We start from the raw sequence: 20815 nt of genomic DNA, 5'->3' as shown, positions 1-20815 counted from the left end.
GAGGAGATGATGCAACGGTATCCCCTTGAGGAGCAAAACTTGTCAATTCAATTGTTTCTATACTTTCGGTTTCCTAGAACAGAAATTATCTAGGATTAAGGTGGCGTCTAGTCCCCCATCCTGGATTAACAATGGCGGCTAAATCTTCTTCAGATAATTTGCTGATCTCACTATCCAGTTCTCTGGCAGTGAAATCATAGCCACGCTCTTGAGCAATCTTGATGAAGGCTTCTGGATCGGCTGTTGCTTTGAGTCTTTGCTGTAATGCTTGATCTTCTTTGACAGCTTGAAAAAGTCGGGCAGCATTTTGTTGTGTCATGACAATCAATCTCCTGTTTGAAATATCAGGTTTGAATGTGATAGTTTAACTCTTGAGGATTCACTAACTTTTGTAAAGGATTTCTAGATGAGACACCGTATATTTCATCTTAAAACAAAGAAGAAAAATGTGTTGGTTTTGATAAGAAAATATAACTTTCAAACTAATATTAATGTTAATCTTTTGTAAAATCAGTCCTCAGATAGTAGCAATTTTTATCTAAAAAGAATTAATTCTGACTTTTTGTAAATATAATTTACCTTCGTGCAGGTGGGCGATGCTCATGACGATTATTAACTAATTCCTGCCCACTTTTGGAAAATGAGCGATCGCACAGAGTAATTAGCTGATTTTTCGTCTTAAGGCTGACCAGACAGCAATGCCAAATGCAAAAAATCCTATTAGAGCTTGACTTGACGTATGTTAATAAAATAGTATGTTAGATTGTCTGTCTAATTCCTGCTCGGATCAGGTAGACATATTACAAAGGCTGGCAAAAGCATCTCTACAGGAGATAAAAACCAGCTACCTGTACGGCAACCTCAAGGACAATTCCATGACCTACGCGATTATTGAAACTGGCGGCAAACAAATACGAGTAGAGCCAGGGCGGTTTTACGACGTTGAACTGCTTGCGATCGAACCAGATGAAAAAGTTACAATAGATTCCGTATTACTCGTGCAGCACGATGGCTCAGTCACCATTGGACAGCCATTAGTAACAGGTGCAACTGTAGAAGGGACTGTAATGCGACATTACAGAGGTCGTAAAGTCCTGGTATACAAAATGAAGCCGAAAAAGAAAACCCGCAAAAAACGGGGGCATCGTCAGGAAATTACCAGACTTATGATTGACTCCATCACTCTTAACGGTGCAGTGTTTGCTGCCCAAGGAGAACCGGAGAAGGAAACCCCCGTTGTCGATGAAACTCCTGCTGAAGAAGTTGAAACAGCTGCTGAATAATAAAAGAAGTAGATACACAAGAGGAAATCATGGCTCATAAGAAAGGAACAGGTAGTACGCGTAACGGTCGTGATTCTAATGCTCAACGTCTGGGTGTCAAGCGTTATGGCGGTCAAGTTGTGCGTGCAGGAAACATTCTCGTGCGTCAGCGTGGTACTAAATTCCACCCTGGTAACAACGTTGGTATTGGCAGCGATGACACTTTGTTTGCCTTAATCGATGGTGTTGTAATGTTTGAGAGAAAGGGCAAAACCCGTAAAAAAGTTAGTGTTTATTTACCTATAACTGCTGCTGAGGCAGTTCCTGCTGATGCAGTAGCAAGTTAGAGTGTGAGGGTGGGTAACAGAACAGTACCCACCCTAATTGCTAGTTAGCGCTGATGTGATAATCAGATTTGCACAAATATTCCCAGCAGTTGCTCAAAAGTTGCTTTGTTCCAGAAGTATTAAAGCGCAAAGGTTATTTATTAATAGAAATATTACACAAAGAAATTGGATGGCGTAGCTTGCCGTCGTAGGCATCAATTTGTTTATGCTAAGTTGCATTCGTTCACTTCAGAATAAGGTTTAGCTGAAAGAATACTTAAATCAGGCTGTGGCTTTGACGTACCATAGATACCTGAGAAAATGCTGATACCATTTCTTTGTGAGGCTGCGCCAAACCCTTTTAACTTCGTTCTTTGCGTCCAACTCTTACGAGACGCTGCGCGAATGCGGTTCGTTTTTCTTTTTTGTACTTATGGTTTAGCGCATCTTCATACAGAATTGGTATGAGAATTAACTAAATTTTCTCAAGGGATAAATTTTTAATGAAATCTGTGTTTCTGTAGAGGTTTTATGAGTCTGATTCTTCCCAAACGTACCCTATCCCGTCGTCGGTTATTGCAAGTATCTGGACTTTCAGGGGTAGGCTTTCTTCTTGGTGGCTGTGGAACAAATTTGTTCTCAGATAATCTGCGGCAAATATCTGAGCCACTAAACCAAAGTCTTGAAGCACTTCTGCTAACTCAAAAACCTATACCTGAATTTCCTGTCAGTGCCATAGAAGCAGATAAATTGCTGGTTAATACTTTTGACTTCACCCCACAAATTGATCCGGCACAGTTTGGCTTAATAATTGATGGTGAGGTCAATAATGCAATGCAATTGAGTATGGCAGATATTCAAAAACTGCCCTTGACTTCAATGGTAATTCGCCATGTCTGTGTTGAAGGCTGGGCTGCGATCGTTCAATGGGGAGGTGTGCGATTGCGAGACTTAGTAGCACTGGTACAGCCTAAATCAAGCGTCCGCTATGTCTACTTCAAATCTGCTGATGGCTACTATGAAAGCTGGGATCTTGCTTCTGCCATACATCCCCAAACTCTCATGGCTTATCAAAAGAATGGACAACCCTTATCAGTTGATAATGGTGCGCCCATGCGCCTAGCATCCCCAATTAAACTGGGCTACAAACAAAGCAAGTGGGTAACTCAAATAACATTCGTCAGTAATTTATTACCTACTAAAAAAGGGTATTGGGAAGATCAGGGCTATGAGTGGTTTGCAGGGCTATAAGGCAGGCAAAAAGCTAATCTATATCGGGTTCAACGCCTAGCGATCGCAATTGTGCAATCAACCGTTCGGCCCGTTGTCTTTCCTGTTCGGCCCGTTGTCTTTCTTGTTCAGCCCGTTGACTTTCTTGTTCAGCCCGTTGACTTTCCTGTTCAGCCCGTTGTCTTTCTTGTTCAGCCCGTTGTCTTTCTTGTTCTGTAGAAGTCAATACCCAATTGAGAGTGCCATCATACCATCGTAACCAGGGCTGTTCTACATCTTGATAGCGTCCCTGCCAGACACCCAAGCCTAATTCTAATTCTGGTATCCAGAAGCGTGACTCTGACAGTGCTATCTCAGCATAACGACCACCGTTTAACTTAAACACTCTTAACTTATATTTGTACCGATCAAATACTACATAATAAGGCACACGCAGAATCTGTTCATATACTTCCCATTTTCCCGGTGGTTGCTTAATATCTCGCAATGTCTGCCCCAAGTCTTCCTTTTCAGTACCTGGAGACAGCAATTCAACCACAATAAAAGGATGAACTCCCTCTTGCCAAACGACATAACTTAAACGTAAATCCCGTTGTTCATAGAGACGCGAAACACCTAAAACGGCAAACCAATCTGGTCGCTTATACCAAAGTGGATAGCGGGGGTCATAATAAACATTCAGATCGCTAGCAACAAATATCTCGTCGCTTGGATAATTTGGTGGACGAAAGGTTTCGTCTAAAAGACGAGGTTGCAATAAATGAAACTGATCGGGCAAACCAGGCTCCTCAGAATCTTCACTGGGAAGATCATACATGGTCGGCAATACATCTTTTGGCGATCGCGGCGGGTCAGTTTGATACATCATAAAGCAATCCTGATGATGAAACTCTCTGTTCTATTATGATTCAATTGTTTTTGAGTAACTCAACACCTTGCAGAACGGGGTAGCATAAATTTCTCGCCCTCCGCCGCAAATTTGCCGCGAACCATCAGCACAGTTTCATCAAAAGTATGGCTGAATGCTTGCACATCTTTGACATCAAGAAGTTCTGGGCTAAAGTAAATCACCACTTCTTCAATGGATTGAGGTATCTTACTAAGAATATTCTTCAAAGGGCATATCTGCGTTGTAACTAAATCGAAAAGATGAAGTCGGTTATCTTCTATCTCCATACAGGCGATTAAATCTAAATCTTCTGCATAGTATAAAGGACGACTTCCTTCATTGACACAGAATACAGGTTTTTCGTTGACTACGCCAACTATATTAGAGACAGGAATGCGTGTTTCTAAAAGTCTGTGTAGCAATGTGTAATCTTTAATATTTGCAAAATCCAGTATTCTGAAGCTATAAGTACTACTTGTGGGGTAACACTTAACTTTAAAGATGTGTTCTTCGACAACACGAAAGCCAAAAGGTAAGTAAAACTCTGGTTGTGGTGTTGTTAGTACTAGTGTTTCATAAAGGCGATCGCAATACCCTAGCACTTCCTCCATCACTTCACGATAATACCCTCTCCGGCGATACTCTGCACGGGTAGCTACTCCATGAACTCCTCCGACAGTAAGCCTCTGTCCCATAATTTGCATGGGAATTTTTAACACTCCCACATGGGTAATAGCTATATGATCATGAAAGCGAATAAACGGAGTTGAAGCTGTTTCCCAGGATGCACCTAGTTTTCTTGCACATTCTGCTAAACTGCTGATTCCGGGAAATGTGACTTCCATCAAGTCAAAAAGCTTATCGCTTAAGCTGGGATCATCAGAGAATGACTGTTTGAAACGATACTGGCTCATAGTTCAAGTATTACAATCAATTCAGTAGAGACTACAAAATCAATTCCAGCAAATCCAGAAACAGGTGAAATATAAATGGATAGCAAGGGCGTAACGTGTTGCGTCTCCAACGTTTAACCGAATATTTCTCAAGCCTGAGTCTCTTCAAATAAGACTAAGCCATACTTCTCGCTAGTAGGCAAAAAGCCAATTCCTCGATAAACTGCTTGGGCTGCCTGGTTATTATTACCTGTAAACAGGATGGCACGTTTTACTAAGAGTGATCGCGCATTTAACAATGAACCTGCTACCACACTTTTGGCGTAGCCTTTACCCCGCAACCCTGGCGGTGTCCACACTCCACCAATTTGCACAATATCAGGTAAGCTAGCATTGAAAGCAGAGTAGGAAACTGGGGTATCTCCTGCTACCAAAACCCAATGCATAGCCGTAGCTTGACGTGCCTCAATTATGCGATCGCAATCAGTTCTTAAACTGGAAGTATCTGTTCGTCCTAAAGTTTCCACACTATAAGCAGCGCACCATTCAGTAAGTAATTCCAACTCATCTGGATGTGGTAAACGACACTGCGCCTTTGCCGATGCTAAGGCTTGAGGTATTTGCAAATCCCGCAGTGCTAGAGAAAACAATATCTCAGCCTCATCAAGCTGAGTTGGTCGGTTGCTAAGTCCCAAAATGCTTTTTGTCGCTTCAACTTGTGGTGCTGGGCCACTAATTCCAGAGATGGCACGTCCAGATTGTGCCACAACTGCTTGTACCACTTCTGGCAGATATACAGGGGCTTGAACTACGATCATCTCATTCCAAAAATGGGCTGCAACTGCCACTATAGTTTCATCTATGTAGGCCGCTATGTAAGTTCCTTGAAATCTAGCACCTTGGTCAAGCAGTCCCGCAGCTCGCCAATTAGAGCGCAAAAACATAGAAGTACTGGTGTGTTGTAAGAGAAATGTTTCCAGTGATACTTCATCTCCAGGTTGCAGGGTTCTCAAAATAGGCACAAAAACCTCCTAATAATTGAAAGGGACACAGCCTAACTGTGTCCCTAAAAGCTACTTCAAGATGCTAGGACTGGCGATAGCAGGCAAACTCCATTGAAAAAGTAGCCATACCAGAAGTAAGCGATCGCAATTCTGTAGAATACCCAAACATTCGCGCCAGAGGTACTTCCGCTCGAATCACCGTGTATCCCTGCATTGTCTCAGAACCCAACAACAAAGCCCGACGAGAGGATAAGTCACCCTGAATCCTTCCCATAAACTCGTGGGGTGTTTCCACCTCTACAAGCATGATGGGTTCGAGGATGTAGGGTTTGGCTTTGGCGATCGCACCCTCAATTGCTTGATGGGAAGCTGACCGGAAAGCCAATTCTGAAGAGTCAATTGGATGATAAGAACCGCCATCCAAAACGACTTTCACCCCAGTTACCGGATAGCCTTTCAGCTGTCCTGATTGCATCGCCTCACGGCAACCCTTCTCGCACGCCGGGATATATTCTTTGGGAATCGCACCCCCAACCACCCGATTTTCAAAGACAAACGGTTCATTTGTGGGTTCAATCCACCCAGTAATATGGGCGTATTGACCAGGGCCGCCTGACTGTTTCTTGAATCGGTAGTCAAAGGTAGCTTGTTGTCCAATGGTTTCGCGGTACGCCACGGCGGGAGTACCGACGAAAACCTCGGCATTGTATTCTCGTTGGATGCGTTCCAGGTAGATTTCCAAGTGGAGTTCGCCCATCCCAGAAATCAGAGTTGCTCCTGATTCGGGGTCGATGCTCAACCTGAAGGTGGGGTCTTCCCTTTGAAAGCGATTGAGTGCCTTGGAAAGGCGATCGCTATCTTCCTGTTTCTTGGGCGTAATTGCCAGCGTAATCACTGGTTCCGGCACAAACATCTTCTCTAGAGATACCAGTGGTTCCCCAGAACAGAATGTATCACCAGAAGCACAATCCACGCCCAACAGAGCAACAATATCCCCTGCTACGGCAACTTGTACCTCTTCTCGTTTATTGGCGTGCATTCTCACCAAGCGACCGATTTGCACCCGCTGTTCGGTACGCGAGTTGTAAACGGTATCGCCGGGTTTGAGCGTCCCAGAGTAAATCCGGGTATAGGTCAACTGTCCAAAGGATTCAACAGTGAGTTTAAATGCCAATGCCACCAAGGAAGCATCGGGATTAGAGTAGACACTCACCGACTCTACTGTTTTAACCACTTCCCTATCTACGGGAGATGGTAGATAGAGCGTAACTGCATCCAATAAGTTTTGCAATCCTTTATTTTTGAATGCCGAATCCAGCAATACAGGTGTGAATTCGAGGCTTAGGGTTGCTTGTCGGATGGTTTCCCAAATTAATTCTTTAGGAATTTCCTCACCAGTCAGTAGCATCTCGGTCATCGATTCTGAGAACAGCGACAAAGTATCTAGCAGTTTGTCGCGTGCCTGTTGCGCCTCATCCCTAAGAGGTTCGGGAATTGACTTTTTCACCCAGTTTTCCCCGTTTTCACCCTCAAAGTAGTCAGCAGTCATTTCTACCAGGTCAATCACTCCCTGGAATTGGTCTTCACTGCCGATCGGGTACTGGAGTAATACTGCATTTAGTTGCAAGCGATCGCGTATTCCCTGTACTACACGAAATGGATCTGCTCCCGTCCGATCCATTTTGTTGATGAACGCTAAACGCGGCACACGGTAGCGCTTCATTTGCCGATCCACCGTAATGGACTGGGACTGCACACCCGCCACAGCACACAGCACCATCACTGCCCCATCCAATACCTGCAAGGCGCGTTCTACTTCTATTGTGAAATCTACGTGTCCAGGTGTATCAATCAGGTTAATTTGAGTATCGTGCCACTGGCAGGTGGTAGCAGCGGAAGTGATGGTTATACCATGTAGTTTTTCCTCTGGCATAAAATCCATGGTTGCACCCTTACCGCCTCCCCGCACTTCCTCAATAGCGTGGATTCTGCCCGTGTAGAAGAGAATTCGCTCTGACAGCGTAGTTTTACCAGAGTCGATGTGGGCAGAGATACCAGTATTTCGGATGCGTGTTCGGGGAATCATAAAATTTCCTTTTGTTCAAGCGACAAACAGTCACCAGCTGAGTAGCGATATATCCTGTATTATATATGTAGTATATAAAAAATAAAAGGCTGATAATAGAGAAAAACCGTTCTGGCTTTTCACGCTATCTGGAAAACCTCTCTCTAAATCTCTCTCCTAAAAGGAGAGAGACTTTGAATTTTCCCCCTTCCCGCATCGGGAAGGGGGTTAGGGGGTTAGGTTTTTCGTGAACCTTTCCAGATGATGCGAAAAGTCAGACAAACAGTTGATATTTGCCCTAGCTGACGTTTAAAATAGGTATTCAAGCGGAGGAAATGAAAGCTTGAAATTGATATTGGTAGCTCCCGACTCTTTGTTGTGTGCAGCCTTTGAACAGCATTTTAATTATTTACCCAATGTAGAAATAGTGAATAACTATTTCGAGTGGTTGCCAGATTTTGATTCTATGGTCAGCCCTGCTAACTCTTTCGGAATGATGGATGGTGGCATAGATGCGGCAATTATCCGTTTTTTCGGTCGTTCGTTAATGGCAAGAGTCCAGCAGCGCATCCTTGAAGATTATTTGGGTGAACAGCCTGTGGGAACATCAATGATTGTGGAAACAGGTCATCACAAGCATCCTTTTTTAGCTCATACACCTACGATGCGAGTTCCCATGATTATTGCTGGGACAGATATTCCTTATATTGCGATGTGGGCGATGCTGCTGGCAGTTCGCCACCATAACCAACAGGCTAGGCAAAAAATTAACACCATTGCCTGTCCTGGATTGATTGGGTACGGAAATAGGACGAGTGCCATATACTGAAGCTGCTAGACAGATGGCATTAGCTTACGATCATTTTCTCTATCCACCCAAGCATCTCTATTGCATAGTTGCGGCTGAAAGACAACTTCAGATATGGGAAGGAGGAGATTTTAGGTAAAGCAGGAGTTATATCGGGTTTAGTTAAACACTTATAATATCTGTAGCTTGGGTTGAGGAACGAAACCCTAGATTTGATCCTTGTTAATATTGAGTTTTACTACATTCAACCCAACCTACATTGATAGCTTTTACTCTACTTAACCTTGTAGAGTTTTATCTTTTGATTCTTTTATTCATAATATTCGGAAAGTGGCAGAAGAAGGATATTTAGCAACATTGGAACAGAAACTTCGCCCGTTGTTGGCATACTAAACACACAAAGCCATATCCAGCACCCGCATCCCCAAACTGAACTTCGGCGCTGTGTTCCAACTGAACTACAAATGTCATCCTAGCTCCACAACTACAGATGGGAGTTTCATCCGTCTGAATCCACAGAGGCTCACCACCAATTTTGCCGCATACTTGGTTTTGAGATTGGTTAAAAAATTGACAATAAGTGTCAGCTGAATCATTACACTCATCCAGAGTTAACAACGTTTCTTCTAACAGAAATTCTTCTTTGTCACAAGGTGCTTCAAGACTGGTCAGATTAGTTTTATCAACCAGTATCCCTGCATTGCCTCCTAAATCAGCATCCCACTCATCACACATTCCAGGATTATTAGTACACATAAATATGAGGAGTAACTGTTTGCGTTCACAGACCTCTTTTATTGCCGTTTCTTCTAAGTCAATTTGACCAATGAACTGCATCCACCCACCACATACAGTGCAACCCACCCATTGAGTATTTGGAGGGGCAAGGGGGTTCCCACCCATCTTTGTCAACTGAAGAAAGGGAGCTTGATTAGATTCCCGTATTAACAAAGCCATTAGTTTATTGGTCTAAAAGTTAGCTTCAAATTAAACTAAAAATCGCCCTAGCATAGTATTGTGTTATGGCGCTCGCTAATCTCAACTATATGACAAATAAACGCTTTTATCACATTGGCTTTGGGCAAGATGATTTAGGTTCATCGCCTCCCAGCATTGCTCTATTATCTGGCGACCCGGAGCGATCGCGCTTAATTGCCCAAACTTATTTACAAGATGTCCGCATGTTGTCAGAAAATCGCGGACTCAATAGCTATGTGGGATACTTACCGAATGGTTGCAGCATCTTATCAGCTACAAGTGGTATGGGTGCGCCTTCATTAAGTATTGTCGTCAATGAGTTAATCCAAGTAGGAATCCGGCAAATTATTCGCATTGGAACTTGCGGTTCCATTCAACCTTATATACCAGTCGGTAGCGTTGTTATTAGCAGGGCAGCATTGTGTCGTCAAGGTGCAGCTAATGATATTGCACCTGTGGAGTATCCAGCCGCAGCCGATCCTTTTCTTACAGTTGCTTTAGTTAAAGCCGCACGAGAATTAAAGGTTGAACATTACATCGGAATTACGGCATCAGTTGATACTTTTTACGAAGGACAAGAACGCACTGATTCCGCCAATCCAAATTTAATGCGATCGCTACATGGCATTACAGAAGAATATCGGCGTTTGAATATCTTGAATTACGAGATGGAATGCGGCACACTATTCAAAATGGCAGGAGTGTATAATTTTGCGGCTGCGGCTATTTGCGGTGTAGTTGCTTCGCGTACTGATAGTGAAAATATCATTTTAGAACAAAGAGATGTTGCTGTTAAAAATGCGATCGCAATTGCTATAAATGCAGTCGCAAGCATTGAGTAAGCTAACAAATTTATTTTATCCAATGTCTTAGTATGTCAGATTTAATCTGCTCTAAGTATTTTTATCATGTCTTTATCTAATCTTTAATTTATCAATCAGTAATTTTAGGTAAAATGTATTGAGTAAAATGCAAATTCATCTTTATTGAGACACATTATATATAAAACTTTATCAGCTAAATTAAAACTACAAAAACTGGTTGAGGATATCTCGTTTTAAGCAGAGAAAATTTGACTTTTTATTTTTTAATTAATAAATGCTGAGTTTTTATATTAGAAATCTGTGCTTTTAATATCATGTTTTACAACCGAAATAACGAGTTTAGCTATATAAGAGTAATCACAAAATTTGGAGAGCAGTATAACATGAAGAATGCTTGGAAGCGTTGGATGACGACCGTTAACCTAGCTGCAATCGCACTAATGCCGACGCTGATATTTTTAGCATTCTCTCATCAGGCAACAGCAGACGATCCAGGAGCGTGTTACATGATAACTTCCTCTGGGAAAACCGTTGGATTGGGAAGAATTTGTGGCAATATCATAGCCGCACCTTCAGACAATAAAGTTTTTCGAGTCTCAATCAAACGCCGTTTTGGCGGAACTCCTGTGATTGATGTCACCTTCAACGACAAAAAAACTTTTGAAATGATTGTAGATACAGGTGCTAGTGGAACCATTATCACTCAAGATATGGCGAATACACTGAAACTACAGGCTACAGGTATAATGCAAGCCCAAATTGCTGATGGCAGTGAAGTAAAATTTTCAACCAGTAAGGTAAAATCTATTGCAGTAGGTGGAGTTACAGCCAATAATCTTCAGGTAGCGATCGCACCAAAAGCAAGCATCGGCCTACTAGGTCACGATTTCTTTGGCAACTATGACATCAAGATTTTGGAGAAAGAGGTTGAATTTCATCACCGCTAATGCTTGCAGCTTGTAACTTCTTAAGGTTTTTATATGGAAATATCAAAAGGAATCTGAGGGAAGATACTCAGTACTCCTGAAGCAGCTTAAGAGCGTTATAGAATAGAAATAAACCTTACATACATTACGCTGATTCAGCAGAATTGCCCATGACCACTTCTAAACGCCAATACCACATTACTACTTTCGGTTGTCAGATGAATAAAGCTGACTCAGAGCGCATGGCTGGCGTTTTGGAAGACATGGGCTTTGAGTGGTGTGAAGATCCGAATCATGCAGATGTAATTCTCTACAATACCTGCACCATTCGGGATAATGCTGAACAAAAGGTATATTCCTATCTTGGCAGACAAGCAAAGCGTAAACATGAGCAGCCTGATTTAACCCTCATCGTTGCTGGTTGTGTTGCCCAACAAGAAGGAGAAGCGTTGTTGCGGCGAGTGCCAGAATTAGATTTGGTAATGGGGCCACAACACGCCAACCGTCTGAAAGATTTGTTGGAATCAGTGTTTGAAGGCAACCAAGTTGTCGCAACCGAGGCAGTTCACATTATTGAAGATATCACCCAGCCGCGACGAGATAGTACAGTGACCGCTTGGGTGAATGTGATTTACGGCTGTAACGAACGCTGCACCTATTGCGTAGTTCCTAATGTGCGCGGTGTCGAACAATCTCGCACGCCGTCAGCTATCCGGGCTGAAATGGAAGAATTAGGACGGCAAGGTTACAAAGAAATTACTCTACTCGGACAAAATATTGATGCTTACGGCAGAGATTTACCTGGAGTGACAGCAGAAGGTAGACATCTCAACAACTTTACAGATTTGCTTTATTACGTCCATAATGTGCCGGGGATTGAAAGATTAAGATTTGCTACTAGCCATCCTCGTTATTTTACTGAGAGATTAATTCAAGCTTGTGCTGAGTTACCTAAAGTGTGCGAACACTTCCACATTCCTTTTCAATCTGGGGATAATGAACTTTTAAAGGCGATGGCGCGGGGTTATACCCATGAGAAATATCGCCGGATTATCGATACCATTCGGCGGTATATGCCAGATGCCTCCATCAGTGCCGATGTAATAGTCGGTTTTCCTGGGGAAACAGAAGCACAGTTTGAAAATACCCTGAAACTGGTGGAAGATATTGGCTTTGATATGTTGAATACAGCAGCATATTCGCCGCGTCCAGGGACACCCGCAGCTTTGTGGGACAATCAACTGAGTGAAGAAATTAAAAGCGATCGCCTGCAACGACTCAATCATCTGGGAAACTTGAAAGTAGCAGAGCGATCGCAACGTTACTTTGGACGCATTGAAGAAGTTTTAGTAGAAGACCAAAATCCTAAAGATCCATCCCAGGTAATGGGACGCACTGGCGGTAATCGTTTGACCTTTTTTAGCGGTGACATCAAAGAACTCAAAGGGCAGTTAGTAAAGGTAAAAATTACCGAAGTTCGTCCTTTTAGCTTGACGGGTGAACCAGTTGAAGTGAGGCAAACTGTTTTGCAGTAAGAACCATTTGAAGATTATACCCCTGACTTATGATGAAGTTACCGCAAACGATTCCAGTTCTTCTTTTTGGGGCTAGCTTGGCTGTAATTTCCCCTCAACTTTGTGCTGCTTTCACTGTTCAAGAAATAGCTATTCTTGCTCAAGCATCAAGCGATTTGCCAATGGTCAAATCGGCTGGACTGTCCCCCGATATGGATGTGCCTTGGTCGAAAGCCGTAAAAATTGTAGACCCCTTTGAAGGAGAGTTTGTTGGAGTTTTCGACCGCAATTCATTAGGTGGTTATTTATTTCGTGAGGGTTCAACGCAAGTTATTAGTTTGTGGACACCTTCGAGTATTCGAGTACTCGTAACAGTAAATTCGGGTCAAGCAAGGTCTTCTTTCTACACTGCCGGTCGTGTGTATCCCAGACCTGACTATCTTAGATTTGTCACGACTAAAAAAGTAGATAAGCTTTTGCTCAAGGTCAGAGAAAAAGTTTTTCAATTAGACGGTTCAACCGGCACGTTTGCTGTCAGTAAAGAATTAGCCACCGCTTTGAAAAATGCTCCCGATGAGAATTTAGATATCAGACTAGTCTTAGAAGGAGGTCAAACTGTTGATAGCGAAATTGGTAAAGGGACGGTGAAAGCTTGGCGAACTATTTATTAAGCGATCGCATTTTTCAGCCAAGCATTTTATATGTTTAATAAAGAAAAAACCTTTCCATTATCATCAAAAGTTGACTGGGAAAACTTATTTATAGATAGATTTAATAAGAACGAACATTGTTAGAAGTAAGCCTGATTAATTCTTCAACATTGTTGGAGATTGTATTGCAAATAGTATTTAAAGGTAAGTCATTAGGATCAAACCCAAAAGGTTCTTCGATTTCTGAGCCAATTTGTTCAATGCTTAATAATGTAAAACTTACAAAAGCCATTACTATACCAGTCCACCAATTTAAAAAGCTCACAATTTCCAAAGGTAATATAAGACAGAAAATTAATAACAGTTGTCTGAGTTTAATAGTATATATCAAAGGTAGCGGCGTTTTTAAAATGCGTTCGCAACCACCTAAAATATCGACTAAATCATCTACACAATTATGCAGAGTAGTTAATTGATAGACATTTAGACAATTTCGGTCATGCTGATACTGCAAGTAATCTCCTATCCAATAAGCAATTTGTAGTGGAGGATGATCGCTATCTTGGAGGTGTAAATATTGTTTTTCAGACATTAATGATGCTAACTGAGTGTCTAAAGGCACCGATCTTAGATGTAACTTCATTGCAACTGCAAAAGCAGTTACTAACCGAAGCATTGCTTCCTTTTCTAATTTATCTTGTGGTGTCTTCTCTTTAACTATTATCGCAATTCCCCGAGTTAAGTTACGCGATGTATTAACTAAAGCTCCCCATAGTTGACGACCTTCCCAAAATCTATCATGGGCTGTATTCGTCCGAAAAACTAATAGTAACGTGAAGCCAATATTAAAGCTTAAAACAGCATTGGTAAGAATATTGCTGGAATCTGAAAATGCAATTGGTAATCCCAAATGAGCTAAAAATGAGATGAAAGTACCATATATAGTACAAAAAATTACCCAAGGAAGAATAATAGAGATAATTGACCTTTCAAGCCGAAGAGTTACTTGAAGCCAGTTCAGCTTTTCGCCTTTGTAAAGATGATACTTGTCTCTTAAAGAGTTTTTAGAATTATTTTGAAAATAGTTAGGTTGTTTCATATTGGTAAGATTTGAGGATTACATCAATTAGCAAACTAACTGTTTTAGCTAAATATATCTTGCTTAAGCAAGATATATGCAAAATGTAGATTTCCAAATAGTCACTATAGTGTAACTATAATAAACACAAGTTATAGTTATAACATTGAAATTTATTTCTGTGAACCATCTTTAGGTAGGGAAATTCAATACTGTCTTCCAATTCTTCACCACAAACCTGATTTTCTGCTTATATTGATTAAACTTTGTGGTCTTTCACTGATTTATGAGATAGTTAGACAAAATTTCCAGCTATTTACAGTAAATATTTATTTTTTCTTACCGACAGAGCGATGTCTACGACGGACTACACCTAAGCATTTGGGTTAATAACAGTGTAGCGAATGCGTAACTCTCAAGTTAAAAAAGGAGATAAACCCAATGAAATTTGATATTAAGCCAGAGAGTTACCCAATTTTAGCTATCCGTTTTGAGAAAAACTATTATTGAGTGAAGGGTTATGCAAATTACTTTTTAAAAGGACAAAACTATATCATTACTAGATGATTTAGTCTAAATTTATTTTAATAAAGATTTAGCAACAGTATTTACACAAGTTTGTATTGAAAGTATGAAAGTTACCGAAATCAATCGGCAAATTCTCAAAAAAGTAATCATCGCTCAATAGTTACTAGAGTCTATTGGAGGTAAAAGCGATCTTGCTATCAATAAAGCTGATAATATTAAAACTATTAAGGTGCGATCGCATTAGCTAGGCTACATATCAGCAGGCAATCCTAACAGTGCAGACAGAGACAGAGAACTATTTGACGCGATCAAATTATTTCAATCAATTATTGCTGATCGCAGTACTATTAATGGTGATAGATGAGTTTAATCTTCAAACTCTCCTCAACCAGGCATTGGGTTAAAAAATTTATAATTTCTGGCCTGCATAAATCGATCGCACTTCGCCATTACGTCGGATGACTGCTTCGCCATTACTGACATCTACTAGTGTCCAACCGCTTGAGCCGATACTTTCACCCATATTGATGCGGCGAGTCACACCATCAATTTTAAATAAAGCGGCAGATTTGTTGCCCAACTCTAGCAATCCCTCTAAGGTATTACTCGGAGCCTCTGCGATCGCAGTTGCCGGATATACTTGTTCCTGGGTAATAGTTGGTTCTGACTCTGGTGCGAGTGCAGCACGCAATGGAACTACTGGTAATGCAGGCAGAGGTTTGGGTGTTTGGCGCACGGTAATTGGTGCAGTTTTTGCTGCCACCGGTTTGAGTTCGGCTCGTACAGCCGCAGCTAACATATTAACAGTTACAGGCTTGGCAGCTTGTCGCACTGTATTCAGGGCAGTTTTCACCACATTAGGTTGAGATACCCGTAACGCACTGGCAACTTGTGGTAAAAGTGTGGGAGTCCCTGGAATGGCTGGAAGGGCGTAGCGCATTGGTGACGGCGCTTGATAAACGGGGACATAGATGCGCTCAACAACGCTTCCAGAACGATTGGGGGTTGGTAGTGTATTGTTAGCTAAAAGTGGAAGTGCTGGTAGATTACCAGTTGCTTGTTCACGACCAAGGGCTATTTGGTTAGTATTTGCCTGACTGGAGAATCCTGGATTGAAAGATTTTTGATTGCTTTTTGCTCCTTGCTTATCTATAACAGCCAGCGCTTGGAGCATATAGTCAACTAACTCTGCCTCTATTTCTGTTTTTACTGGCAACCGTGACTGCGATTGCGGCAATAAAAGCGCTGATTCGGGCAATTTGGTATTTAAAAGATATACGACTCCAGACTGCACCAAGTAGATCGTGCTAGCGATCGCCATGCCTAAAGTTGTTCCTACAATCAGCAGTTTGCCCAAAACCGAACTAGTTTTCTGACGCTTTCTACTAATTGGTTTAACGGTGGCGGTGTCAAATACAACGGTACTCAATTGCTTGTGGCGATCTTGAGCAACTGACTGTACTGGTTGATTCCGGGTGTTCGGTAAGATAATCTGTGGTATTGTAACAGTTTGCAGAGGTACGTATTCTGGAGGCGATTGGCGTTGACCTTGGGCGTAAACTCCAGCAACAGAGTGGCTCGATCTGTTCTGATTACTGTGCCTAACAGTTTGAGAAGGGAGATTACCACTAGCATCCAGAATGTAGTCGATATCGGCAAAGAGTTCATCCATTAAGCCATCAGCATAGTTTTCTATCGACCAAGGCTCGTTGGTGATTAAGTCTTCTGATGGTTCTGGTACTATGAGACGGGTGCTGGCTTCTTGTAACATAGACGTTCTGGGTTGTTGCTTGGACGAGGAAACGCCACCCCTACTGCCTGGAAATTAGGATTATCAGAGGAGGCAGCAGGTAGAGGGCAGTTCTTACTGAAAGAAATAAGTATGAATAAAAACTTTAGTCCTGGGTAATTACCCTGTTTAAAAAGAAGAATTGTATTGAGATGTATCGGGCAAGATCCAAACAGAGGAGCCACTCCGCATCCGGTCTTGCCCCAATCCTATGCAGTTGTGCGTGGGTTACTCCTGCCTCCTGCCTCCTGAATAATGAAACATCCAATCCCCCATCTGATTAAGATAAGTTGATTGAGTGTTGGTATTAAACTCAACTTTCATTTGGGGATTGTTGATGATGCCAGTACTAATAGTTATGTCATCTATCATACCAATCTCTCTCCCTACTACTATACTCAGTCTTTATCAAGCTTGTGTTAAGCTAACGCTGGAAACTCTGACTGGCTCTTGCTTCTACGCAATTCTAGATATAATAATAAGGCGTTAATATCCGCTGGGTTTACACCACCTATACGTGCAGCTTGACCAAGGGTGAGTGGTTTTATGTGAGTCAGCTTTTCCCGTGCCTCTTTAGAAAGAGTATCAATTGTTGTGTAGTCTAAATCGCCAGGTAACTGGCGGTGAGCTTGGCGGGCAATTTGGTCAATTTGATTTTGTTGCCTAGCGAGATAGCCAGAATACTTGATGTCAATTTCTGCGCCTTCTTTCTCAGCCCGGTTGAGGTTGGGGTTTCCCAGTCCGAACCTGTCGAGATCAACGTAATGTAATCCTGGACGCCGCAACAAGTCATTGAGGGTAATTGAACCTTTAATTGCTTGTTGGGTATCAGATGCGATCGCTATTCCAATTTCATCATGTTCCTTAACTCGTGTGGCTTGCAATCTTTGCTTTTCTGTGGTGATATTACCCTGTTTTTTGGTAAACATATCCCAGCGGCGATCGTCAATTAAACCAATCTCCCGTCCCAAGGGTGTCAGGCGTTGGTCGGCATTGTCAGAACGCAATAGCAATCGGTACTCTGACCTACTAGTGAGCATCCGGTAAGGTTCCCGTAGGTCTTTTGTACACAGGTCATCAACTAGCGTCCCAATGTAACTTTGCTCGCGAGCAAACACAATCATTTCTTGAGAGCGAACAAATCGAGCGGCGTTAATTCCCGCCACCAGCCCTTGAGCCGCAGCTTCTTCATAACCTGTAGTGCCGTTAATTTGCCCAGCACAAAACAGTCCGGCAATCTTTTTAGTCATCAGTGTGGGGTAACACTGAGTTGCTGGTAAATAGTCATATTCCACTGCATAGGCGGGACGCAGCATCACACATTTTTCCAAACCGGGGAGAGTCCGCAACATTTGCAACTGCAAATTTTCTGGCAACCCTGTAGAAAATCCTTGAATATAAAGTTCGGGTATATCCCTTCCTTCCGGTTCAATAAAGATTTGATGGCTTTCCTTATCGGCAAAGCGCACAATCTTATCTTCAATACTGGGACAATAGCGCGGCCCTTTGGCTTCCACCCAACCGCCATAAACTGGTGACAGGTGCAAATTTTCTTGAATTAGGCGATGGGTTTCTGTGGTTGTGCGGGTGATGTAGCAAGGCATCTGTTCCCGTTCTACCCACACATCCGGGTCAAAGCTAAACCAGCGCACATCTTCATCCCCTGGCTGGATGAGCATCTTACTATAATCTACCGATCGCTTGTCTACCCGTGCTGGAGTTCCAGTTTTAAGTCTGCCGGTTTCAAATCCCAAGCGATTTAGGGTTTGTGTCAATCCTTCAGCCGCAAATTCTCCAGCACGTCCGGCTGGCATTGATTTGTTACCAACCCAAATTTTGCCTCCCAGGAAGGTGCCGGTTGTCAAGATGACTGCTTTACATTGGAACCCTACACCAAAATAAGTTTCAACACCGATGACTTCACCGTTAGTACCCAGAACCAAATCTGTTGCCATACTTTCGCGGATTGTCAAGTTGTCTTGATTCTCAACAATATTTTTCATCACCGCTGCATATTCGCGCTTGTCTGTCTGGGCGCGTAATGCCCAAACAGCAGGCCCCCGTGAAGAGTTGAGGATACGTTTTTGCAAGTAGGTGCGGTCTGCTACTTTACCAATTTCCCCGCCGAGTGCGTCTACCTCATGGGTCAATTGGGATTTCGCCGGGCCACCCACTGCTGGGTTACAAGGTTGCCAAGCGATTTTATCCAAATTGAGCGTCAATAACAGGGTACGACAACCGAGGCGTGCAGAGGCGAGAGCTGCTTCGCAACCGGAGTGACCTGCACCGACGACTATGACATCAAAAGCGTCTTGGAATTCAACGGAATTGTGCATGGTCATACTTACAGGATCGGCAAGCTTAGAGTTCTTTTCAATTTTAACTGTTCCAGTGGTTTCATGGATGTAACTTTCTGATAAAAAAGTTATCAAACTTACTAGTACTCAATTAAAAGTAAGGTTCCATTTTTTAAGTTTAGTAGTAAGTCAAAAATCTCATCTTTTTAAAATTTGTGACAACATTCCGGTTTTTCGATCGCAGCTATTGTTCAGAGCGTTAACCCAGCACAAATTAATTTATAACGGGCATGTATTAAATATTTTATCTAATTTCGATTAAACAATCGTTTAATGTCGATAAACTATCTGTGATTTTAAGTCATGAATAATCAATACCGCCTAAAACATTCTTAATTTTATTCTTAAATCACCAAGCAATTATTTAAAATGAAACTCACCCTCAGAAATCAAAAAAATATTGCTAGGTTTATTAGAAAGACAAGTTTCATCAGTATCGTTATATTGATGATCTTTGTATTAGTCGCTAGCAATGAGATTACCCACCACAAAGTTGTTATAACTGCTCAACCTTTACAAGGATGCTTGAGTAATAATTCATTACCTTGTATAAATACCTCTAAAAATACAACATCAGAACCATTTATTCCCGACCCAAAATTAAATGCTCAACAGCGTTTTTTATCTGCGATCGCTAGAAAATTACCCACAATTCCCCAGCCTGGTACTTATGAATATACTTTGCTGCGAAGCTATGGTGCAGTATTCGTAAATCCCGACATTGGGATTAAACTACCGCCAAAAGATATCTTTGCTAATGAACAAGAAACCCAAGAGTTTCAAGCTACTTTTACAATGGGTCATGTTGATGGCACTAACGACTGTTATTTACAAAAATCGGCGGCTGATGCTTTAAACAAAGCACGAATTCAGCAACAAATTCCGCTAAAATCTGGTTATGGTTCTGGTGATTGTACTCGCACTTTCAACACGAATTTAAGATTTTGGCACAAATATGCTAACGATCGAGTTTTAGCAAAAGTTCAACAAGGTAAAGATACAAAAATTCTCGGTTTAGTTGCACCCCCCGGAACTTCACAACATCTCTGGGGATTAGCCATTGATTTACGCGTAGGTAGTAAAGAGCAGAGAAAAGCTCTTAATCAAAATGGTTGGTTTCAAACTGTAGAAAACGATGTTCCACATTGGACTTATGTCGGTCTATCTGAAGAGAATTTACCTTTGTTTGGTTTTAAAAAACAAGCTATTCGAGGCATTACTTATTGGATGACGCCGCTTTGATTTTTCAATAGGATGAAAACTTGGAAATACTAACCTAAAAGATGTATTGTCAGGAATTTAGCTATGCCAAATGAAGCTGCTAACCAGGAGCAAAACTTCCTAATTGATTTATTAAGAGCTACTTATCAAAATCAGGAAGTATATCTAATTCTGCAACATAACTTAAGTAAACTCAACAATGATTTAGCTTTAATGCTGCGAAAATTTAATATTTTTATCTTTAACCTAATTATAGCGGTTATCGATTGGATAAGAACACCAAAGTCCTTGCTGTAAAATCATTTCAGCAAAGTTTTTGTATCTCACTCAACTACACACCGTTATATGCCAGAAACTTAATAACTTTTTATGGAGGATTAAATCCAAATTTTCCTATAGCGTAGACGCACAGCACAAAGCCGGAGACGTTTCTGTTGCTCCGGTCTTATCGTTATATATTGCAACCTAGATGC

At 41.8% G+C, this 20815-nt stretch carries 20 protein-coding genes; 11 read left to right on the top strand and 9 right to left on the bottom strand.

Annotated features, from left to right (window positions below; translation table 11 throughout):
- Positions 1–85: 85 nt before the first annotated feature.
- Positions 86–319, bottom strand: coding sequence for a Nif11-like leader peptide family natural product precursor (locus tag HWQ42_RS31285; protein WP_292818933.1), 234 nt, complete (start codon positions 317–319; stop codon positions 86–88).
- A gap of 556 nt (positions 320–875) precedes the next feature.
- Here HWQ42_RS31285 and rplU point away from each other — a divergent pair.
- From rplU to HWQ42_RS31270, 3 genes are all read left to right on the top strand, one after another.
- Entirely contained in the window at positions 876–1283 is a 408-nt protein-coding gene (rplU, locus tag HWQ42_RS31280; protein ID WP_292818930.1) for a 50S ribosomal protein L21, read from the top strand.
- Positions 1284–1312: 29 nt separating this feature from the next.
- On the top strand, positions 1313–1609 hold the full coding sequence (rpmA, locus tag HWQ42_RS31275) for a 50S ribosomal protein L27 (RefSeq protein ID WP_292818927.1): 297 nt from the start codon (positions 1313–1315) through the stop codon (positions 1607–1609).
- A 510-nt stretch (positions 1610–2119) separates the two neighbouring features.
- Positions 2120–2839 (top strand): molybdopterin-dependent oxidoreductase, encoded by a 720-nt coding sequence (locus tag HWQ42_RS31270; protein ID WP_292818924.1) that lies wholly within the window; start codon positions 2120–2122, stop codon positions 2837–2839.
- A 13-nt stretch (positions 2840–2852) separates the two neighbouring features.
- Here HWQ42_RS31270 and HWQ42_RS31265 read toward each other — a convergent pair whose 3' ends face one another.
- From HWQ42_RS31265 to fusA, 4 genes are all read right to left on the bottom strand, one after another.
- Positions 2853–3683, bottom strand: a complete 831-nt coding sequence (locus tag HWQ42_RS31265) for a Uma2 family endonuclease (RefSeq protein ID WP_292818957.1) — start codon at positions 3681–3683, stop codon at positions 2853–2855.
- Positions 3684–3745: 62 nt separating this feature from the next.
- Positions 3746–4621: a GNAT family N-acetyltransferase gene (locus tag HWQ42_RS31260; RefSeq protein WP_292818921.1), complete on the bottom strand. Its 876-nt coding sequence runs from the start codon at positions 4619–4621 to the stop codon at positions 3746–3748.
- A gap of 128 nt (positions 4622–4749) precedes the next feature.
- Positions 4750–5622, bottom strand: coding sequence for a GNAT family N-acetyltransferase (locus HWQ42_RS31255; RefSeq protein WP_292818918.1), 873 nt, complete (start codon positions 5620–5622; stop codon positions 4750–4752).
- Between the two features lie 64 nt (positions 5623–5686).
- Positions 5687–7690 (bottom strand): elongation factor G, encoded by a 2004-nt coding sequence (gene fusA / locus HWQ42_RS31250; RefSeq protein ID WP_292818915.1) that lies wholly within the window; start codon positions 7688–7690, stop codon positions 5687–5689.
- Between the two features lie 322 nt (positions 7691–8012).
- On the opposite strand from fusA, the gene HWQ42_RS31245 reads away from it, so the two are divergent.
- Both HWQ42_RS31245 and HWQ42_RS31240 read left to right on the top strand, forming a co-directional pair.
- A complete protein-coding gene (locus HWQ42_RS31245) occupies positions 8013–8498 on the top strand; it encodes a macro domain-containing protein (protein WP_292818912.1) in 486 nt (161 codons plus the stop codon).
- The gene (locus tag HWQ42_RS31240) at positions 8485–8616 is read left to right on the top strand and encodes a hypothetical protein (RefSeq protein ID WP_292818910.1); all 132 of its coding nucleotides are present in this window, start codon (positions 8485–8487) and stop codon (positions 8614–8616) included. Before HWQ42_RS31245 ends, HWQ42_RS31240 begins: the two co-directional genes overlap by 14 nt.
- A gap of 209 nt (positions 8617–8825) precedes the next feature.
- Here HWQ42_RS31240 and HWQ42_RS31235 read toward each other — a convergent pair whose 3' ends face one another.
- Positions 8826–9434 (bottom strand): DUF1963 domain-containing protein, encoded by a 609-nt coding sequence (locus HWQ42_RS31235; protein ID WP_292818908.1) that lies wholly within the window; start codon positions 9432–9434, stop codon positions 8826–8828.
- Positions 9435–9523: 89 nt separating this feature from the next.
- On the opposite strand from HWQ42_RS31235, the gene HWQ42_RS31230 reads away from it, so the two are divergent.
- From HWQ42_RS31230 to HWQ42_RS31215, 4 genes are all read left to right on the top strand, one after another.
- Positions 9524–10297 (top strand): nucleoside phosphorylase, encoded by a 774-nt coding sequence (locus HWQ42_RS31230; protein WP_292818954.1) that lies wholly within the window; start codon positions 9524–9526, stop codon positions 10295–10297.
- 365 nt (positions 10298–10662) lie between these two features.
- Positions 10663–11226 (top strand): retropepsin-like aspartic protease, encoded by a 564-nt coding sequence (locus HWQ42_RS31225; protein WP_292818906.1) that lies wholly within the window; start codon positions 10663–10665, stop codon positions 11224–11226.
- A 149-nt stretch (positions 11227–11375) separates the two neighbouring features.
- A complete protein-coding gene (miaB, locus tag HWQ42_RS31220) occupies positions 11376–12740 on the top strand; it encodes a tRNA (N6-isopentenyl adenosine(37)-C2)-methylthiotransferase MiaB (RefSeq protein ID WP_292818904.1) in 1365 nt (454 codons plus the stop codon).
- A gap of 29 nt (positions 12741–12769) precedes the next feature.
- Positions 12770–13390, top strand: a complete 621-nt coding sequence (locus HWQ42_RS31215; protein ID WP_292818902.1) for a hypothetical protein — start codon at positions 12770–12772, stop codon at positions 13388–13390.
- Positions 13391–13490: 100 nt separating this feature from the next.
- On the opposite strand, the gene HWQ42_RS31210 is transcribed toward HWQ42_RS31215, so the two are convergent.
- The 3 genes from HWQ42_RS31210 to mnmG form a co-directional block, all read right to left on the bottom strand.
- Positions 13491–14468 carry a bestrophin family protein gene (locus HWQ42_RS31210; RefSeq protein ID WP_094348262.1) on the bottom strand — a complete coding sequence of 326 codons (978 nt, stop codon included), beginning with the start codon at positions 14466–14468 and terminating at the stop codon, positions 13491–13493.
- A gap of 916 nt (positions 14469–15384) precedes the next feature.
- Positions 15385–16746 carry a hypothetical protein gene (locus HWQ42_RS31205; RefSeq protein WP_292818900.1) on the bottom strand — a complete coding sequence of 454 codons (1362 nt, stop codon included), beginning with the start codon at positions 16744–16746 and terminating at the stop codon, positions 15385–15387.
- Between the two features lie 437 nt (positions 16747–17183).
- The gene (gene mnmG, locus HWQ42_RS31200; protein WP_292818951.1) at positions 17184–19106 is read right to left on the bottom strand and encodes a tRNA uridine-5-carboxymethylaminomethyl(34) synthesis enzyme MnmG; all 1923 of its coding nucleotides are present in this window, start codon (positions 19104–19106) and stop codon (positions 17184–17186) included.
- A 384-nt stretch (positions 19107–19490) separates the two neighbouring features.
- On the opposite strand from mnmG, the gene HWQ42_RS31195 reads away from it, so the two are divergent.
- Both HWQ42_RS31195 and HWQ42_RS31190 read left to right on the top strand, forming a co-directional pair.
- Positions 19491–20363 (top strand): D-alanyl-D-alanine carboxypeptidase family protein, encoded by an 873-nt coding sequence (locus HWQ42_RS31195; protein WP_292818898.1) that lies wholly within the window; start codon positions 19491–19493, stop codon positions 20361–20363.
- A 63-nt stretch (positions 20364–20426) separates the two neighbouring features.
- Positions 20427–20639, top strand: coding sequence for a hypothetical protein (locus tag HWQ42_RS31190; RefSeq protein ID WP_292818896.1), 213 nt, complete (start codon positions 20427–20429; stop codon positions 20637–20639).
- Positions 20640–20815: the final 176 nt, after the last annotated feature.

The sequence above is a fragment of the Nostoc sp. JL23 genome, from assembly GCF_017115065.1.
Classification (GTDB): domain Bacteria; phylum Cyanobacteriota; class Cyanobacteriia; order Cyanobacteriales; family Nostocaceae; genus Nostoc; species Nostoc punctiforme_A.
This window is presented reverse-complemented; position numbering and strand designations above follow the sequence as displayed.

Bases quoted from the DNA above. Each gene is read 5' to 3' on its own strand.
- HWQ42_RS31210 (WP_094348262.1), bottom strand. From the start codon at position 14,468: ATGAAACAACCTAACTATTTTCAAAATAATTCTAAAAACTCTTTAAGA.
- HWQ42_RS31225 (WP_292818906.1), top strand. From the start codon at position 10,663: ATGAAGAATGCTTGGAAGCGTTGGATGACGACCGTTAACCTAGCTGCA.
- HWQ42_RS31270 (WP_292818924.1), top strand. From the start codon at position 2,120: ATGAGTCTGATTCTTCCCAAACGTACCCTATCCCGTCGTCGGTTATTG.
- HWQ42_RS31235 (WP_292818908.1), bottom strand. From the start codon at position 9,434: ATGGCTTTGTTAATACGGGAATCTAATCAAGCTCCCTTTCTTCAGTTG.
- HWQ42_RS31260 (WP_292818921.1), bottom strand. From the start codon at position 4,621: ATGAGCCAGTATCGTTTCAAACAGTCATTCTCTGATGATCCCAGCTTA.
- HWQ42_RS31190 (WP_292818896.1), top strand. From the start codon at position 20,427: ATGCCAAATGAAGCTGCTAACCAGGAGCAAAACTTCCTAATTGATTTA.
- HWQ42_RS31230 (WP_292818954.1), top strand. From the start codon at position 9,524: ATGACAAATAAACGCTTTTATCACATTGGCTTTGGGCAAGATGATTTA.
- HWQ42_RS31195 (WP_292818898.1), top strand. From the start codon at position 19,491: ATGAAACTCACCCTCAGAAATCAAAAAAATATTGCTAGGTTTATTAGA.
- miaB (WP_292818904.1), top strand. From the start codon at position 11,376: ATGACCACTTCTAAACGCCAATACCACATTACTACTTTCGGTTGTCAG.
- rpmA (WP_292818927.1), top strand. From the start codon at position 1,313: ATGGCTCATAAGAAAGGAACAGGTAGTACGCGTAACGGTCGTGATTCT.
- rplU (WP_292818930.1), top strand. From the start codon at position 876: ATGACCTACGCGATTATTGAAACTGGCGGCAAACAAATACGAGTAGAG.
- HWQ42_RS31285 (WP_292818933.1), bottom strand. From the start codon at position 319: ATGACACAACAAAATGCTGCCCGACTTTTTCAAGCTGTCAAAGAAGAT.
- fusA (WP_292818915.1), bottom strand. From the start codon at position 7,690: ATGATTCCCCGAACACGCATCCGAAATACTGGTATCTCTGCCCACATC.
- mnmG (WP_292818951.1), bottom strand. From the start codon at position 19,106: ATGACCATGCACAATTCCGTTGAATTCCAAGACGCTTTTGATGTCATA.
- HWQ42_RS31205 (WP_292818900.1), bottom strand. From the start codon at position 16,746: ATGTTACAAGAAGCCAGCACCCGTCTCATAGTACCAGAACCATCAGAA.
- HWQ42_RS31215 (WP_292818902.1), top strand. From the start codon at position 12,770: ATGATGAAGTTACCGCAAACGATTCCAGTTCTTCTTTTTGGGGCTAGC.
- HWQ42_RS31265 (WP_292818957.1), bottom strand. From the start codon at position 3,683: ATGTATCAAACTGACCCGCCGCGATCGCCAAAAGATGTATTGCCGACC.